This is a genomic window from Pseudomonas sp. SD17-1, assembly GCF_029201585.1.
In the GTDB taxonomy this organism is placed as follows: Bacteria; Pseudomonadota; Gammaproteobacteria; order Pseudomonadales; family Pseudomonadaceae; genus Aquipseudomonas; species Aquipseudomonas palmensis.
In genome coordinates, this window is the sequence record NZ_CP104044.1 from 2,798,164 (window position 1) to 2,816,093 (window position 17,930).

Genomic DNA, 17,930 nt, shown 5'->3' on the forward strand with positions numbered 1-17,930 from the left:
ACGTAGAGCATCTGAGCGTATCACAGACGCCCTAGCACCAGCTTGGCTGGAGGAACGGGCTTACTCGGCATTCTTGGAGCTGCAGAGAATCAGCTCGCAAGCATTCCGGTGCGGCCGGATGCCCGAGCTGATTGAACAGATCAGCTAACTTAGCTTGGTTAGTCCATCGTTTCCCTAAGCACCAAGGCAGCTCCTTTAGCCAGTCCACCTATGGATACTTGACCCTTGGGCGTCCAGGGAAGGTTTTTGGTAGGATTGATATAAATACGCAGCTCAGTCTCGAATCCCTCCTCCAACCCAGATACGATCACTAGGTAGAAATTGGCTTTGCTTGCTTCTGCGCGACGGAACTCGGTTTCAGTCAGAGTGATCTCTGAAGGAGCTGCGCGGGCGAACGACTTCATCTCGATGAAGGTGCTCTGATCCAGAGCCCCGTCAGCGCCGATTCCTCTGTAGGACTGTAAATCCACAAGCACAGCATCATCCCGCTGCATCGAAGCTTCCAAATAAGCCCAAGCCTTGGTCTGCAATTCTGCTGATGAGTACTGTTTGTAAGCGGTTTCTGGAGCCGAGGGTGGAGATGGCCTTTTGGGTGTAGGAGATGGATTCAGCAGCGGGCTGGTTTTGCGCGGCTGCGGCCCTTTGTGTGCGAGATCGCTTCCATCAACGGCTTCGACGGTGAATTGGAATTCGTGAGGCAGGGCCTTGAGCTTACGGGTTTGAATAGGGCGCTCAGCACTGTCCGTAGTAGCCATCGTACCAGCATCCCGCTTGATTACCCGCTTACGATTATTGCCACTCAACCTTTCCTGTTCCGCGATCAACGTATCAAGACTGGTCTCCACAGCATCAGTCGCTAGGCTGATGTCGGGAATGTATTCACTGTCTTCACTGGCAGCCCAGGCAGACACCCAGGCAAGCGCAATCTCACGCATGCACGTTCCATCTCCCAGACCCGCGATCGCGATGCCGCCATGCTCGCTCCTCCCGATGAATTTTTCGTCGTCGAAATGCACCGCGAGGCCGGAATAATCGGAATAGGCGTGAAGCTGAACTGGAATTTGCCGCGCCCCCTTTGGGGCGGCGTTAACGATGAGTTGACCTGGTAGGTGCATCTTGAGTCGGGCGTTGTCGAAACGACTCCAGGGCTCCATCGCCTTGTAGGAGCGTTCATCTTCTCTCGCAAGGTCAGCCTTGAGCATGCGAAGCGCAGCTTGGAAACGAAACTCGAGCACGTCAGGGGTCGCGTTCGTTATCGCAGGGGCGGCTGCAGCGAATGGGAGCCTCTCCAGCCCTGCGGCGTTTACGAATCGAGAAATGGTGTCAGCCGCACAAGGTGGCGTCCACAAGGCGATCCTGTCGGATTTGAGGTTTGAGTAGTGTGAGAAATACAGTGGGCGCTTTGTTGTCCAGGTATCGCCCGATCGTAATGGCAGGAGGCTCAGGCTTCGTCTATCTGCGGCAGTCGCTTTATCCAGCTGCCTGTCCATGTGCCGATAGATGTCGAGCAACAATGCGTCCTGCTTGGGGTCGTAGGCGGTCTTGGCCAAGGATTCCAGCTCTCTGATACAGCTTTTCAAGTCCGGGTGAATGATGCCCAGTGCGTTCCATAATGGAGTGAGGCTGCGGTCATACAGAACGAAAGGTTGTCTGCCATGAAAGATGTCTTTGCCGGCAAAAACCGCTCGCATGCTGAACCACTCCTTGCTGTGCCTAGCGGTTGTGACGCACGGGGCAATGAGCCCTTTATGTGAACGCTGAATGCCGAACTTCCCACGCAGACTCCCGGCCTGCATGTCGCCTATCATCGCCTCATGCGCGACGGTGGAGGCGCCCTGTGGGCAATGGCCAGCCAGGGCCTTGTATAACCTCATCAGGCTGACTTCGTCAGATGAAGATGTGTTTCTGGCACGCTCAAGAGCCGCCACCAGCTGTGAAACGGGCGGATTGACGCGCATCCCCAGCGCACGCGCAAATTCGCTATTCGCGTCAGCTTCGGTCAAGCCACTGGCAAAATCCGTGTGATGCTCATACATCGCGAGCGTGACCTTCGTCTCAACAATGAGGGTGGTTGGTCTACACGGTGTCCCTGCATAGTTGGGATACCAGGCATTATCAATCAATCTCGCGAGCCAAGTAGTGGGCACTGGTGAGCTATCACTCCTTCCGCTTTCTCGGTAGGCAAAGGTTCTGCTGTACGGCTCGAAGGTGATCCAGTTGCTGTCGATACAGCGAAAAAGTGCTATCGCTCTCTCAACGGCCGTGGGGGCGGACGCTTGCGCCGACTCACGGGATTTCCGTCCTCTCCGTGATACCGGCTGGATTGGGCTCTGGCGAATGTTACGGATGACGGCATCAAGATCGGGCGAGACGAAATCGCGCGCGAGTCCACCACGCGCCCGGCCCAGGAAGCGGCGAGCGGCACTCTGAGAGGCAAGCACGATGTGTGCGGAGTCCGTGGCGACCTCAACGAGGCGAGGAGAAACCTCGGCGCCAAGCAATGACAGAAATCGCTTCACGCCTCGCTTCCGAGTTGTGGTGACTGACTCGCCTTGGATGCCCCTTTGTTCTGCTCTGCTGATTTTGAACACCTCGGCGTAGCTGGCAGACGCCCACAGCAGCTCAGGAGTGGTGCCCGCGGCCTTCGACCATGTGTCCTGCGAATCAGCGATGGATGCTGGCAGATACACGCTAGTCGGGGAGGCGAGCACCTTCGTAACGGTTGATCGACCATCCTCGAGTGCAACATGACTGAACGCGTCGATTAGCAGTGCCGCGCCCACCTCCTGGCCCAACTGACTGTTCTTCGTGTCGACGTGCTCGAACAGGTCTCGCAGATCGAGGAGGTCTTGCTTATCGGCTGCAATCGGGTCTTGCGAGAAGCGCCTGGCAAACGCTTCAAGCACGTCCTGGGCGACTACGTCTGCCTTGTAATTCGCGCTCTCTGATAGCCATGCGACAAGGGGCGCATATGGCGTGGAGAGAAGAAGAGGGTGAACCACATTTGTCAGATGATGGCGGGCTGCAAATCCAATCGCGGGTGGCTGCCCTGTTAGCCAGGAGTCGGCCTCGTCTTCGGCCTTGGCTTGTGTACGTTGCCCGCTTGCAAGTGGTACCCATTGAGAATCGAGCAGCAGGTAGTCCTCGTCCAGTTCAAGGCATTTTAAAGCCATGTCCAAAAACCATGACGGAGACTTTTGCTCGAATCGCTCACAGTGTTCGAACACATCCTCGAGTTCCAGCGAGTGTGAAACGGAGAGGGCTTCTAGGACGACCCGCCAACGCCCGTCACTGTCCCGCATCCACTCGGGCAGCATTGGCCATCCGCTCACCGCGAGGTGGTCAGCTTCTGTCAGCATCCCGTCGATCGACTCATCGCAATAAGAAATCTGACTCAGCGCATAGCGGCCATCGATGAGAGTCGGACAAGCTTTGAAGGCCTCTATCACTTTGCTCCATTGTTCATGGAACAATTTGTTGAGCCAGTCCGAACTGCTGTCTGTCTTCGCCCCGACAGGAACGGCTAACCAAGCAAGGGTATTGCGTTGCTGCGCCAGATAAATGGCCAGCTCACCTAGAAACTGGCCGGATGCTTCGGTCAGCCACTGATTCCACGCGCCATGAATCATGTCTTCCCGAGAGGTTGAAGGGTCAAACTGTGCGTCGAGAGAGAATGCAGCATTGGTGTGGATCTTGGTGGGCAGCGCTACATGGATCCGTCCTCGAGCACTCCCGTTCACCGGCATCGCCACACCAATGGGTGTGGAATCGCCGGTTGCCTTGGCAGCGCGTGCCTTTCCAGCGGGAACCCTCACTTCACAAACGAAGCGCTCCCAAAGACCGTCGTCCACCGAGAAGGTTGAGTGGATGACACTGCTCTGGTGCTTGCCGAGTAACAGTTTGAAGTGGCGGTCGGTTTGAGTCTGCTGGATCGCTAGATGCTTTAACGAGATACCCTCATCCAGGTCAAGCAAGGTGATAGCGCGAACGTTATCCAGGAAGATCAAGTCACTGGGGGCCCAGTCATCAAACCAGGCTTCCAGAGAGGCGAGGTCGTAGTCTGGATAGAGATCGACGCTGACCATCGTGTGGTCGGCGAGGGGATCATAAAAGTCCCTGATAGGCTCGGCCTCTTCCACCATGGCCACGTGGTCATCGCGTGAGCCGAAATGGAAGGGCGCGCTGTGGACTGTCAGATTATCGCCAAGCTGCGTTAGGGTTTTCAGGCCGATGCCGAACCGACCTTTGAGATCCGCTGATTGCTGCTTGGTGGAGTAGAACGGGTAGATCATTGGTAGCACGTGGGGCAGTTCCACGGGCAAACCGTTATGGACGATGACCAGCCGCTTACTGCCGTTGAAAGTCTGTACACCAAATTGCACAGATGTAGCATTCAGATCATCAGCATTCTGGATAACCTCACGAAGCCCTTGATAAGGGTCGGTGTTCAGCCGTTTGGCCCCTTGATTTCCCCCCTTGAGCAGGGTGGTCAGGATTTCTGGCTGCTCACGTTGAAGCTTTACAAACTCGGTGAGTGCGGCATTCGCATACGCTTTGCTGCGCAGCGTTGGCTCCTTGAAAGTGGAGGCTGAGTTAAAGCAGGCTGAAGCGTGCAAGCGTCCGAGTTGCTCGTCCATGATGGACTACTCCATAAAGGCACTTTGAGATCAGCCGATCATAGACTCGCTTCGATGCGAGTTCCATGGTGGTTATGGTTTGTAGTGCACGACGCACTAACGCGCCGCTGCTCGAGAGCTCAGTGCAGACCAAGGAGCTTGAGTACGGTAGGTTTGAGGATTGTTGGGCGGCGGGGCATGCAGCCTCGCTTGGATACCAGTTGAGTTCCGCAAGGGGCGGATACGTCACGCCTTAGATGGAGGTGGAAATTGGTGCTGGTGGTGGTGCTAGCTGCAGGCCTTGCCCTCTTGCCGACAACAACTGCGCTGCTGCCGTCTACAAGTAGGTTCACGGCTCTCTGGCCTGTAGCCGAGTCACATGTGGCGCTACAGCGGTCTCGTTGAGAAGGGTACCCCCCCATTGCGACGGCGCTCTGGGTGACGAAGTGGCTTGAGGAGTACATCCGTACTCCGCCCCGCGTCCGCAACAGCAGTGGTTGCGAAGGTTAACGGTCGCTCGATAAGATTGGCCTTTGATCATAAAAAGGATTTTGGCATCATGTATCCACCACGTCAGCATTTCGCGGTACTGAACCCCATCACTGATCGCCAATGGGATGAGTTTCCTTCCCACCTTGCCAGCCTTTTTAACAAAGCTGATCTGGTAAAGGCCGGTTTAATGGCGGAACACGAAGAGCTTGAGTTTGCGACCAGCGCTATTCAACGGGATGGCGGATTATGGGCTTTTTTCACTGTTGCAGTCTCAGGTTGCGCCCCCACTGAGAGTTTGTTGACCACCTTGGTATCTGGTTTCGAGCGCAGCGCTAGCGGTGGCTATACGATTGGCAAACCAGGCAGCGGATATGGCCCGCAACCCGGTGGGACAGTACTACCCGAGTGGGCATGAAAATATCGGCTTACGATGGGCTCGGCCGCGCTGGGGCTGCGAGCTGAAAGGAATCCATCGTGCTACAAGGCGGCCAAACGCTTTAGGCATATCCGAGTATCGTGCGCCAATATTATATTTTCGAGTTGGTATAGCATATTACCGCTGCCAGTCAGAACGGGCAGGAGTTGTCCGAAGGCGATTGATCGGGTAAGCATCGCTGATGCCTCAAAGTCCCTCGAAAAGCCATTTCGCACCTTGCAAGCTGGTATATAAATACGTCCTGCGATCACGATATTTATCAGGCAGAGTAGAGGGCGCACCACCTCGCATGCATCGCATAATTACGTCAAAAATAAAAGTGGAGCTGAGCACCAAAATGGAGACTTACTCTTCAAGATCCGACTGACATCAAGCTGTTGACGACACTGTCAATAGTGCTTTAGGCAAATGCTACCCCAGAGATTGGAAAGATGAAGATTATCTTACGAGATCACTGCTGTTTGCATTAAAAAACGAGCACTCGAACGTAACGATTGAACAAGGCGAACCTGGAAACAATGCCAAGTGCCATTGGGATGTCTATAAAAATACAAAAGAGCAGGGTATTGAGCAAAAGCACGGCGACATTGGTATTCTAGTCCAGCTGCGATTTGGTGAGGATAAAATACTGGAAGGGGTGGCATTTCTTGAGGCCAAACGAATTTATCACAACCAAGCTGATGATTCGAAATCAAGATTTACTGCATTAGACATGGAGCAGCTGAAAAGGTATTGCAATAACTCATCATTTCACCGAACTGTTTTTTATGACTGCGTGAGCAGTGAAAGTGGAAATTCCGCATTTTCTGCGACCATTCTGACTCGCCACCTGATTACTATTAACAGTGATGATAGAGCAATATATTCACATTGTGAGTATTTGTCGTACTGCCTTACAGACAGATATCTTCAAGGCTACGAGCTTGACTTTAACCCTGATCTGGTCGCATCGGTCAAAGGTTTTCTTGATGCAAACGGAGGGGTTAAGTATTTAATAGTCGCCCAATCCATTTTGAGCCCTGATATTGACCTAAATCCCAACCTCATAAATATCAACAAAGCAATTTATAAAGCGCTAGAGGCGCCTGCTCCGGGTAGCAAGCCTAGAAGTAACCTTGGTGGCCCAACTAGGTAGTCTACAAGCAGATTCTGAATAGCTCGCCAGGGCGGCCTTCCGCCAACCTGGTAATTAATCGTCAAGGCACAAACACTCGGGAGAGTAGTGTGCTCGTGTTAAGTAGAGTGCTACTGCTTCAAAACCTCAGAGATCCAACGCTCCATCTCCGCTTCAAACCCATCCGCGCAAAAGTCCAGGTTTGGCCAATAGTTCTGGTACACCTCGTAATCGAGCGCTGCTGCGTTCGCACGGTTCTCGGCATTCAGGACATTCCAGGCCCGGTACATCCGGCGCTTCCAGTCGGTCTCCATCACAAGCTGATGCGAGGTGTTCCATGACCAACCGTCTTTCATGAGCGTCGTCATGAAGAAATCCGCAGCCGCATTAGCACAGCTGGCGTTGTGGGCAATCATCCTGTCCAGGATCGAATAGGAAATGCCAATGGCCTGAAAAATGGACTCCCCTTGACTGTCCAGCTTGTCACCGAGTTGTGGAGAATCCGTGGTTTGAGGCGCCTGTGGGATGAAGACAAAAATTTCAGCGGTTGGGGAGGTCATAGGTCTGCCTTTATTGTTGTTGTTTGATTTCATGATGCCTATGGAGCAACCGTCGCTGCAATGCATCAGATGATGTCTGCTCCGCATTCATGAGGTCAGGAGATGAGGCAAGCGGAGCGCGCAGGCCTTTGGCTGTAGGCACGAGGATGGGAGGCTGCAGGGCCAAGACCCCGACTCAGTCGGGGCTTGGTTCACGACAGCCTTGCCGCAGGCCGTGCCCAGCTAGGTGTTCCTGCGGGTGGTGTACGTTGACCATCCTGGATCACCTCACGGTATGTCGCCAGGTGTGTGCATGCTTCTTTTAGAAGCCCTCTGGATTCAGCACACAATCAAATGGTCTAAAAACTGCTAGGTAAAATCACATTTGACGAGGGGCAGGGGGCAGAGAAATTTCGCTCAAATAGTACACTTAGTAGATTACTACCCTCCGAATCCCCACCACCACAACCCAATGAAATTATTGCGGTTTTTGCTCAAGCCTTGAATATTATACTTAGTGGACTTTTTGCACACCACCTCTGGCGGCGAGCAACAGAACTCGCAATAATTAAATAAATGCTCATTTCGTCTCGCACAATCTCTGATCGTAACAGGTTGCGCACACCACCATCCCCTTGACAGCCTGGATTTACGCTCTACCCTCAAGCTCGAATTATTAAGAACCAATCCATCATGCATAAGTATCTGCTTGCTTTGCTCATCAGGTTCTGCTCGGAATTTTTTTATGACAAGCTTGTTTGAAAAATGCCGTCGAGCGCTCTGCCGATATTTTGGCATTGGCCAAAGTAGAAATTTATTATTTCGCGATTCGGGAGATAGTCGCAGCCTATATTGGCTATGAGTCCTCGCACGTGCTTGAATAAGATCAGCGCAACTCAGATGGGCTGGGAAGGTTACATCCCAATACGGGGCGGCCAGGCGACCGAATATACCCTTGACTAACATCAGGATCGAAATCATGAAAGAAAAACTAAAACATATTCAAATTGATCATTTCAACGAAATCCCTACCCAACGAATGATTAGCCCCAGTAATGATGGGGTAGCATGATCATGGTTCAGCATGCCACCACTACCATGGCTCTCATGCGTGGTCAGTTTTGGCGCTGATTAACACGCCGCATTTCAATTATGGTACTTCCTGCAGGGCTGGATCAAATGAAAAATTCTGGAAAAGGTACGACACTGCAATCAGCGCACACCAAGCGGAGTTCTCTGGAAAATCTTGGTGACCAAGGACCTTTCTTCGAAATCAAAGTTACTAAAAATGGGGTTACGTGGCACGGGCTACGGTACTACTCAAGCGAGCTTTCAGGTCTAGTTGGTAAAATTGGAACTCTACAATTTGACGCCTCAGCACCCGGTCATATCTATTTCGTAGAAGGTGACCGTGTAGTGGAACTCGAGCGCGTCGGGTGAACTGCCTACCTCTATGCCTGAGAATTCTAGATAGCTGACTATTTCCTGACTTATAAGCGCCCTAAGATCAGTCCATTATGGCACCCGGCTGCATCCACTGTTCTCGAAAGCCATGCACACTCGCATCATTCGAGTGGCCGGCAGGTTGTTATGCGGCAGACCCGAGCAAAGACGTCCCTTGCCTGCGACCGCAAACGAAGTGCGCAGGCGTGAGGATGGAAGCCCGCCAGGGGCAAGACGCACGCTTACCGGGCGGCTTGATTCACGACAGCCGTGCTCCTAGAGCCGCGCTCATACAAGCCCTTTTTGTGCAACGAAAGCTAAGAGGAGGAGGGGAAGCGATGGTGCAATCACTCGCTCACCTAATCGTCAAAGCATGCATCGGCCGACGCACTTGGCTGAACGTCAACTGCTCGTTTTTCAGGCGGTTTCCGAGGCATTCGGAAGCACTTTATCGCCCCTAGCTGCATCAGCAATTAGCCACGTAGCCGTCGAATCATTCGCGGGAACAAATGTTTATTATCAGTGGCGCTTTGGACTTAGAAGCAAATTCGAAAGTTCATTAAACGGATTGAAATTTACAATAGACATGTCGACAAGATCTTGAAATACCGAGCTACACCATTCAACTATCCTCACACCACGCAGACGGAGTGAATCTTCAGTCAACAGAAAATTGAATGGACGCCAGCCGGCGCTAGAGCGATCAGCGCCAACGGCTGCGGGGCTGGTAAAGCACCAGTGCAGAGGAGGACTGGAGCAGAAGTGAAAAAAATCTAAAACTTCATTCTCGGTCAAATCGGCTACATGAGTTCCTTTTATAAAAACACACCAGAGCACTAGCTTTTCAAAAGCTCTGACTTTATAACGATTTACTTTGCCGTAGTCACCATTAGCGTAACGTACAAATATGATGATTGTAGATACATCACTATAGGACAATACTGTTAGGTGCTGCCTAACCCTATCCAGTAACACCTTCAGGTCTACAAGTTCTAGAAGTTGAGCACTATTCCGAAGATAAGTAAAAAGTGGAGGAGGTGGGTTGTGGGGGCGCCCCAGAGAGCAAAGAGGTTCACGTGTGGCGAAAATCCCGGCAGCGACCCCTAAAGATTTTTTTTTACGCCTATCGTGGGCTGTAACATGTGGCAATACCGAGACCAACAATACAGCAGGAGCTGATTTGTTGGCATCTGAAATAAACCTTCTAAGACATTGGCCTATGGCTTCACTCATGAAGTCGAATACAGGGAGCGACTTAAACACATTCTTAATTGCGGCGCGAGACTCAAATATTGGCTCAATTTCATTAGGGCCAGGCATCCCATTGAGTCCGCAGCAAGCCCTAAATTCTAACAATATGTTTACATATCCATCAGGCAACCCCCGAAAAACCACTTCCTCATCATTGGATAAACGCAAGTACCAGCCTTGAGGGGTCTCTGAAAATGAAGACATACTAAAATATCGAGTGCACTTAGACAGCATGGCAAATGGTACTTTCAACAGGTAGCACGTTGCAAATAAAAATATTTGTTTGTGCCTCGATGCCCTGCCAAAACGACGCCTAATTGAGAAATTCGAGTTGCCTATTAAGCATTCAAAATATCTGTCTAACAAGGCGCCGTCGCTGGAGGTTTCTTCTTGTGCAGTTGAAGCTGCCGCCAACCGATATCTAGGGACACTAATTTTTGCAGGGGCATACTGGCGGGCGTACTTATAAAATTCTCGAAGAGCGCTCGCTACGCTTACGATGCCTTCAACGCACCTCTGTTGAGGTTGTGGTAAGTAAAAAGGCCTCCAGTCGGGATTTACTGAACAGGAGATTTTTGAGCTTATAAATCGTTTGCTGTTGCGCACTGTCCGTAGGTAATCCGCAGGTGTCGCCAAGTAAAAATCATAGAATTTTGTTATGTCCTCACTTCGCATTTTTAGCAAAGATATACGGCGCACGAAAAAAGCCCAATTTAGAAGCCGCTCGAAGACTGTAGCCAATAGTGCGGCAGACCGTTGGCTCGTATGAGTAGCGCTTTTGAAAGCAATGAATCTCAGCACCAGGTCATGATTTTCTATTGCATTTAGGTCAGGATCGAGGCGCGCCAACACCTGATTTATCAGGAAGCGCTCCCTAGGATCTGAGGAAACTGCCGTATCCTTTGGATCGCGCACGTTTCCAAAAAATGGATGCATCTTATCCATAGGAGTGACTACTGCTGCGAGGCTACTGATAGGAAGAGAATGTAGCGTAACACCAGTTTTTTTCAAAAACGTGTAAGTCCTGACGATTAAATATCGAAATTTTTTGAAGAACAGAGCGCCGATTAATTTTCGACAATTAGCGGTGGGACGAAAGGCGACGGGGCGAAAAGGCCATTCTTGTCAGGGCTGCGAATGAAATGGCGTACCGCCGATTAATTCTCAACGCCGACAACTGGTAACACCCACAGCTGGTGACAACATGATCTTACCAATGCTACACATCATTTAACATAATATACATTATGCGTACTATCGTATCATCCGCTCAAGACTACGCCAGGCCAGATTTCAACCCTGAGCCCCCCGTGCTTTCCCACCACGAATCGCTTTGCGGCATACTCACAAGCTTTGTACCGCTTGCACGCACTTCAAGGGACGACATGGTAAGAACATTTGAACCGCAAGACATGGAACGCGTCCTCGACATCTGGTTGCGCGCTTCGATCAAGGCCCATGACTTTATCGACGCGTCGTATTGGCAATCCAATGTCGTGGCAATGCGCGAACTCTACATCCCTGCATCACAGACAATTGTCATCGAAGACAAATCGGCGGTTCAGGGATTTTGCTCGTTGCTGGACAACCAACTGGCGGCACTGTTCGTGGACCCTGACCAGCAAGGCCGTGGGCTGGGTCGTCAATTGCTCGAACACGTCAAATCGTTGCGCACCGAATTGAGCCTGGCGGTTTACAAGGAGAATTCACGCAGCATTGCTTTTTACCAGTCCCAGGGTTTTACAGTGATCAAGGAGCAGATCGATCCGCAGACTGGCCATGCCGAATACCTGATGAGCTACAAGAGCCACCTTTAAACGTCTGGACGCCACATTCGTCCGTTGGACCCCTCAACCTTCGAGGTTTTTGCATGAAGCAATGTTTCGCCGTTCTAAGCAGCCTGTTACTGATTGCCGGTTGCGATGTTTCATTCAACACAAACGCCAGCGGTACACAGGCGTCCGCAGTCGTAGTCTCCGATCCAGGCTCTGCGCAACAGCAACGCCTGGTGGTCGATACCGCTGTGCAGTTCCTGATGTTGCTCGATGCCGGAAGAACCGACATGACCTGGGTCACAGCGGGCTCCGCGCTCAAGGCAACCACGACCGAGTCGAATTGGGTAAAAGGCATCGGGACGTTGCGCATGGGCCTGGGCGAGCTGAAGCAACGTGATCGAGCACAGATCACCTTCACCAAACAGCTGCCTGATGCGCCGCCTGGGCATTACGCTGCAGTTCAGACCCAATCGGCCTTTTCGAACCTCACCGTCACCGAGGCTGTGCTGCTGGCTGAAGAAAACGAACAGTGGCGCGTTGTCGGCTACAACCTCAGTAAAACCGTCGAAGTTGCTGCAAAAATGCGGCTCTTCTAGTTGCGTTGGTGAGGTTGGATTCGCAGCGGATCAAGGATGCCCCTGCTCCCCGCTAAACTAGCCTTTTCTTATAACTCAACTAAAGGACTATTTAGTTGAGTTATATTGAAATGTGGAAAGCAGCTGGTCACGCCTACCTGTACCCTGCCCCCTCCTGGTCAATTTGCTGCCTCATCAGGCAAACAATTTCAGCGCATCGTCATTCCACTCATGGCCCTGCTCCGACCAGCCGTTACCCACAGGTGGTGGAAATGCCGTATGGCAATAGCCCTGCTTGCCCGTGAAATCAAACACGGCATGAGGGCGATCGTTGATCAGCAATACCGCCTTGCTATGGTCCATGGACCAGCCGACCTTCACTGTCGAAGGCTTTTGCCGATCAGTTACCTCGTCCACGTTGTAGATGTGCAACGCATCCTGAATCGGGTTATCGGTAGCGGTGGTGTCAAGTGCATAGAAGTAGCCGGTCTCCTCGTCGTCCTCGAACACCACAACAAAGGCCCCCTCCTGTGCGGGCGCCTCGACTACAGTGGCTTGGCCTACGATGAGTTCCTGCTCTGCTGCGAGGTAGATGGGCATGCGAACGGTCCTTGTCACCGAATAAAAAGAAGGCGCGAATGATGCCTAGCCTTGCGTAGTGCTCGCAAGGCCCGGCACTCACATAAGTTTGCGTATGACCTGCAGCGCGCCAAGATGCACCGGGTAGAACCAGTACGCCCAATGGCGTACCGGCCAGATGCCGGTGGTGAGAGGCATGCGTAACAGCCACAGGCCGAACAGCGGTGCAAGGAACGCGGTGCCGAGTACCGCCAGTGAGTAGGCGTCCACTTCCATCGCCCTCGCCCACAAACTGCTGCGGGTATTGACCGCCACGCTGAGCAAGGCCGGCACCAGCCATACCGGCCCCGGCCGCTTGATGGCCAACAGCAGGGCCGCCGGCAGCAGGCAGCCGAGAAATCCGTACATCAGCCGCTCGTCCAGCCAGGCGGCCGCGACAGCGGCGCCCACGGCCAAGGCAGCACTGAGCGTGTTGCGATGCTGAAAGCCCCAGGCAATCAGCAGCCCTAGGGTCAGGGTGAACATCACATTGAGGGTGCCCAGCGCACTGATGGGGCGGTAAACCCCTTCGGATATCACGCTGAACACCAGCATCCAGCCCAGGTAGTGCGTGTTGCTTTGGCTGAGCAACTGGCCAGGGCGCGAACGCGCGACGTTGGCGGCGATCGCCAGGCAGAACAGCGGGAACGCCAGCCGACCGGGTATGAACAGGGCGTGGGCGTCGGGCCACAACAGGCGCAGATGATCCAACAGCATGGTCAGCATGGCCAGCCACTTGATCAGGTCCAGCAGGATATCGCGCCGTGTCGCTACAGTCATGGCTCCTCGTTTGGGTCAATGGAAGGCCAGGCCATCATCACACTTGCCGGGCTACCCGCGCCAGCAACACCTCAAGCGGGTGCTGCAACCCCTGCCCCTCTTGGCGCTTGACCTGGCTGCGGCACGAATAACCATCGGCCAGCAGCCGGCCACCCTGTCCATGCCGGGCCACGATCGGTTGCCAGGACTGCTGGTAGATGATCGCGGAGGTGGCCACGTTGCGGGTCTCGTGACCATAGGTACCGGACATCCCGCAGCAACCGCTCGCAAGCACCTGAAGCTTGAGCCCCATGCGTTCGAACACCTTCTGCCACAGCGCGATCGCCGCCGGCTCGTTGGTCTTTTCGGTGCAGTGCGGCAGGAACTGGTAGACCTCTTCGTCGACCACCGCTGCCGATTCGGGCAGCACCGACGCCAGCCACTCCTGCGGCAAGGCCACGGTCGGGGCACCGTCGTTGCCCAGGGTCTTGCGGTATTCCTGGCGATATACCAGGGTCATCGCCGGGTCCAGGCCCACCAGGGGTACGCCCGAGGCCTGCAACAGCAGCAGCGACTTGGCGTTGAACTGCGCAGCCTTGGCGAACGCCCCCAGAAAGCCCTGCACCTGCAACGGCTTGCCATTGGGTGCAAACGGTGCCAGGTACACCTGGTAGCCGAGGCGGCTGATCAGTTCCAGCCACTGGGCTGCCAGAGGCGTTTCGAAGAAGCGGGTGAACGCGTCCTGCACCAGGATCACGCTGCGCTTGCGTTGTTCGTCGGACAACGCGGCCAGGGCGCCCACACTTGCCTGCTTGACGTTCCAGCGCTTGCACTCGGCTTCGAAGTCATGGGTGCTCAGCAGCGGGCTGTCGACCATGCCGGCCATGTGCTGCAGCGCGTAGCGCACCGGTGTGGCGGCCATGATCGCGTTGTACAGTCGCGGCAAGCGCGCCAGGTGCGGGATGCTGAACTCCAGCGAGCCGATCAGGTAGTCCTTCATCGGGCGCAGGTAACGACTGTGGTACAGCTCCAGAAAGCGCGAGCGAAACTCCGGTACGTTGACCTTGATCGGGCATTGCCCCGCGCACGACTTGCACGCCAGGCAACCGGACATCGCCTCGTACACCTCATGTGAGAAGTCCTTGCGCCCAACCAGGCGCGCCAGGGAGTTCCAGGTGCGCTGCGCTACACCGGTTACCCTGCCCGCTCCCGCCAGGTTCAGCACGTCCACCCCCGCCTCGCCCTGGCGGCGCAGCCATTCGCGAATCAGCGAGGCACGGCCCTTGGGCGAGTGGATGCGGTTGCGCGTGGCCTTCCACGACGGGCACATGGCGTCGTTGGGGTCGAAGTTGTAGCACGCGCCGTTGCCGTTGCAGTGCACGGCGCTTTCATAGTGTTGCCACACGCGCTCGTCGATGGTGCGGTCCAGGTCGCCGCGCAGGGTTACCGCGTCCACCTCGGTCAGGCGCGCCGCCGGCACGCTCGACGGGGTGGCGATCTTGCCAGGGTTGAGCTGGTTGAACGGGTCGAACGCGGCCTTGAGGTCCTGCAGCGCCGGGTACAGCTCACCGAAGAAGTCCGGCACGTACTGCGAGCGCAGGCCCTTGCCGTGCTCGCCCCACAGCAGGCCCCCGTACTTGTGCGTAAGCGCCGCGACCGCGTCGGAAATCGGCCGGATCAGCTGGGCCTGGGCCGGGTCCTTCATGTCCAGGATCGGCCGCACGTGCAGCACGCCGGCATCCACATGGCCGAACATGCCGTACTGCAGGCCGTGGCTGTCGAGCAAGGCGCGAAACTCGAAGATGTAGTCGGCAAGGTTCTCCGGCGGCACGGCGGTGTCTTCCACAAAGGGCTGCGGGCGTGCCTCGCCCTGCACGTTGCCCAGCAGACCGACCGAGCGCTTGCGCATGGTGTACACCTGGTTCACCGCCTGGGCACCCACCGCCAGGGTATGGCCCAGGCGCACCACCGAGGTGTCACGCTGCAGGTGCTGGATGAAGGCGTCGACGGTTTGTTCCAGGGCATCCAGGTCGTCGCCGCTGAACTCGATCAGGTTGATGCCCAGGGTCTGGGTGTCGGGGTGCGGCGGGAAGTACTGGGCCACGCCGTGCCACACGATGTCCTTCATCGCCAGCATCAATACCTTGGAGTCCACCGTCTCGATCGACAGCGGGCTGTGCGCCATCAGCGCCTTGGCGTCGCGCAGTGCATCCATGAACGCGGCGTACTGCACGTTGACCAGGATCGAGTGTTTGGGAATCGGCAGCACATTGAGCCTGGCCTCGACGATGAAGCCCAGCGAGCCTTCCGAACCGCACAGCACGCTGTTGAGGTTGAAGGTGTCCGGGGTTTCGCGCAGGTGCGCCAGGTCGTAGCCGGTCAGGCAGCGGTTGAGATTGGGGAAGATCGCCTCGATCAGCGCCGCCTTGCCGTCGGCAATGGCCTGGGCGCAGCGATAGACTTCGCCGACCTTGTCGGTACGGGCGGTACAGGCCTGCAACTGCGGGTTGTCGATCGGTGCGGTGTCCAGGCGAGCGCCGCCCAGCAGCACGGTGCTCAGTTCGAGCACGTGGTCGCGGGTCTTGCCATAGGTGCAACTGCCCTGCCCGCTGGCATCGGTGTTGATCATGCCGCCCACGGTGGCACGGTTGGAGGTGGACAGTTCCGGCGCGAAGAACAGGCCGTGGGGCTTGAGCGCGGCGTTCAGCTGGTCCTTGACCACCCCGCTCTGCACCCGCACCCAGCGCTGCTCGACGTTGATCTCGAGGATGTTGTTCATGTGCCGCGACAGGTCGACGATGATCCCGTCGGTCAACGACTGGCCATTGGTACCGGTACCGCCGCCACGCGGCGTGAGCACCACCGAGCGATGCTGCGGCTGGGCGACCAGGCGTGCCAGCAACTCGACATCCTGCGCGTCACGGGGGAACACGGCCGCCTGGGGCAGGCGCTGGTAGATGGAGTTGTCGGTGGCCAGCACGGTACGCAGGCCCATGTCGCGCGCGACCTCGCCCCTGAAGCCCTCGCTCTGCAGTGCATCGAGAAAACGCTGGTAATGGCTGGCGGGGACACGGTCGGGGGCAAGCAGAGCAATCATGACAAGGGATCCTGAGGCGATAAATGACGCAGCGTCACATTCAAAACACGTATGCTTGGCAGCCAGGCAAGGTCTGCCGCATGCTTTATGGGGCTATGTTCCCGTGTGCGGCGCGGGCCTACAACTGAATTTCGTGTGACTTTTGCATGAGCTTTATGAATGAATCCAAGACGACTCACCCCTTCCATGTCGGTGCTTATCGCGTTTGAGGCCTCGGCGCGCCATGGCAGCTTCACCAAGGCGGCCGAAGAACTGGCGCTGACCCAGAGTGCGGTCAGTCGCCAGGTGCAGGCGCTGGAGGCGCAACTGGAGGTGGCGTTGTTCAGCCGCGTGGGCCGGCATATCGAGCTCACCGCCGCCGGCGCCCTGTATCACCACGAGCTGGCCGCAGCCCTGGCCCGCATTCGCAACGCGACGCTGCAGACCATCGCCCACAAGGCCGGCGACGGGCCGCTGCACCTGGCGGTGCTGCCCACGTTCGGCTCCAAGTGGCTGCTGCCGCGCATGAATGACTTCTACCGCCGCCATCCCGGCGTGCTGGTGCACATGCATTCGCGCATTGCCCCGGCCGAGCAGGACAAGGATCAGATGCACGCCTTCATCAGTGTCGGCACCGGGCATTGGCCCGGTCATGTGGCGCATCGGCTGCTGTCCGAGACGCTGGTGGTGGTGGCCAGCCCTGGCGCCCTGCCCGGCTACGCCAGCCTGACGCCGGCGGACATCTCGCAGCAGGCCCTGCTCAGTGTGGTGTCACGCCCCCATGCCTGGGCCGACTGGTTCGAACAGAACGGCCTGCAGCACCGGGCCATGCGCATGGGGCCGGGCTTCGAGCTGACTGCCCACCTGATCCAGGCGGCGGTGGCCGGTATCGGCATCGGGCTGGTGCCACGCATTCTGGTGCAGGACGAGATCGCCAGCGGCGAGTTGGTGGCGTTGTTCGAGCCGGTGGACAGCGGGCGTGGCTACTACCTCACCTACGCCACGCGCTATCAGCAGTTGCCAGCGCTGCAGGCGTTCACCCAGTGGCTGCTGTCGGTCGAGTTTCCCGACAGCTGAGCGACGTTACCGGCGCCATGTAGGAGCCGGCCTTGCCGGCGAAGGCACCGACGCCGTTGCCACAAGGTGCGCGCTGCCCTCTTCGCTGGCAGGCCAGCGCCTACCGGGTTGCAGGGCACAAAGCCCACTGTGTTCGCTAGCGAACAGACGCCTGCGCCA

General features: G+C 55.8%; 11 protein-coding genes. 5 read left to right on the top strand and 6 right to left on the bottom strand.

All coding sequences use genetic code 11. From position 1 onward, the window contains the following. Window positions 1–158: 158 nt before the first annotated feature. On the bottom strand, window positions 159–4,637 hold the full coding sequence (locus N0B28_RS12680; RefSeq protein ID WP_153338038.1) for a DUF3883 domain-containing protein: 4,479 nt from the start codon (window positions 4,635–4,637) through the stop codon (window positions 159–161). A 538-nt stretch (window positions 4,638–5,175) separates the two neighbouring features. Here N0B28_RS12680 and N0B28_RS12685 point away from each other — a divergent pair. After that, window positions 5,176–5,523: a hypothetical protein gene (locus tag N0B28_RS12685; RefSeq protein WP_275731994.1), complete on the top strand. Its 348-nt coding sequence runs from the start codon at window positions 5,176–5,178 to the stop codon at window positions 5,521–5,523. Window positions 5,524–6,181: 658 nt separating this feature from the next. Next, window positions 6,182–6,679: a hypothetical protein gene (locus N0B28_RS12690; RefSeq protein ID WP_275731995.1), complete on the top strand. Its 498-nt coding sequence runs from the start codon at window positions 6,182–6,184 to the stop codon at window positions 6,677–6,679. 110 nt (window positions 6,680–6,789) lie between these two features. Here N0B28_RS12690 and N0B28_RS12695 read toward each other — a convergent pair whose 3' ends face one another. Both N0B28_RS12695 and N0B28_RS12700 read right to left on the bottom strand, forming a co-directional pair. Continuing rightward, a complete protein-coding gene (locus N0B28_RS12695) occupies window positions 6,790–7,218 on the bottom strand; it encodes a hypothetical protein (RefSeq protein WP_275731996.1) in 429 nt (142 codons plus the stop codon). 1,941 nt (window positions 7,219–9,159) lie between these two features. After that, window positions 9,160–10,836, bottom strand: a complete 1,677-nt coding sequence (locus N0B28_RS12700) for a hypothetical protein (protein WP_153338043.1) — start codon at window positions 10,834–10,836, stop codon at window positions 9,160–9,162. A gap of 440 nt (window positions 10,837–11,276) precedes the next feature. Here N0B28_RS12700 and N0B28_RS12705 point away from each other — a divergent pair, with 440 nt between their 5' ends. Both N0B28_RS12705 and N0B28_RS12710 read left to right on the top strand, forming a co-directional pair. Continuing rightward, the gene (locus tag N0B28_RS12705; protein WP_213607526.1) at window positions 11,277–11,708 is read left to right on the top strand and encodes an N-acetyltransferase; all 432 of its coding nucleotides are present in this window, start codon (window positions 11,277–11,279) and stop codon (window positions 11,706–11,708) included. A gap of 53 nt (window positions 11,709–11,761) precedes the next feature. Beyond that, window positions 11,762–12,262 (top strand): DUF4019 domain-containing protein, encoded by a 501-nt coding sequence (locus N0B28_RS12710; RefSeq protein ID WP_275731997.1) that lies wholly within the window; start codon window positions 11,762–11,764, stop codon window positions 12,260–12,262. Between the two features lie 174 nt (window positions 12,263–12,436). Here the strand turns inward: N0B28_RS12710 and N0B28_RS12715 are convergent, their stop codons facing one another. The 3 genes from N0B28_RS12715 to N0B28_RS12725 form a co-directional block, all read right to left on the bottom strand. Next, complete coding sequence (locus tag N0B28_RS12715) at window positions 12,437–12,841, bottom strand: DUF2251 domain-containing protein (protein ID WP_123752687.1); 405 nt, start codon at window positions 12,839–12,841, stop codon at window positions 12,437–12,439. Window positions 12,842–12,919: 78 nt separating this feature from the next. Further along, window positions 12,920–13,639 carry a TraX family protein gene (locus N0B28_RS12720; protein WP_275731998.1) on the bottom strand — a complete coding sequence of 240 codons (720 nt, stop codon included), beginning with the start codon at window positions 13,637–13,639 and terminating at the stop codon, window positions 12,920–12,922. 37 nt (window positions 13,640–13,676) lie between these two features. Continuing rightward, window positions 13,677–16,715, bottom strand: coding sequence for an FAD-binding and (Fe-S)-binding domain-containing protein (locus N0B28_RS12725; RefSeq protein WP_275732000.1), 3,039 nt, complete (start codon window positions 16,713–16,715; stop codon window positions 13,677–13,679). A 159-nt stretch (window positions 16,716–16,874) separates the two neighbouring features. Between N0B28_RS12725 and N0B28_RS12730 the strand changes: the two genes are divergently transcribed. After that, window positions 16,875–17,771 carry a LysR substrate-binding domain-containing protein gene (locus N0B28_RS12730; RefSeq protein WP_078480977.1) on the top strand — a complete coding sequence of 299 codons (897 nt, stop codon included), beginning with the start codon at window positions 16,875–16,877 and terminating at the stop codon, window positions 17,769–17,771. Window positions 17,772–17,930: the final 159 nt, after the last annotated feature.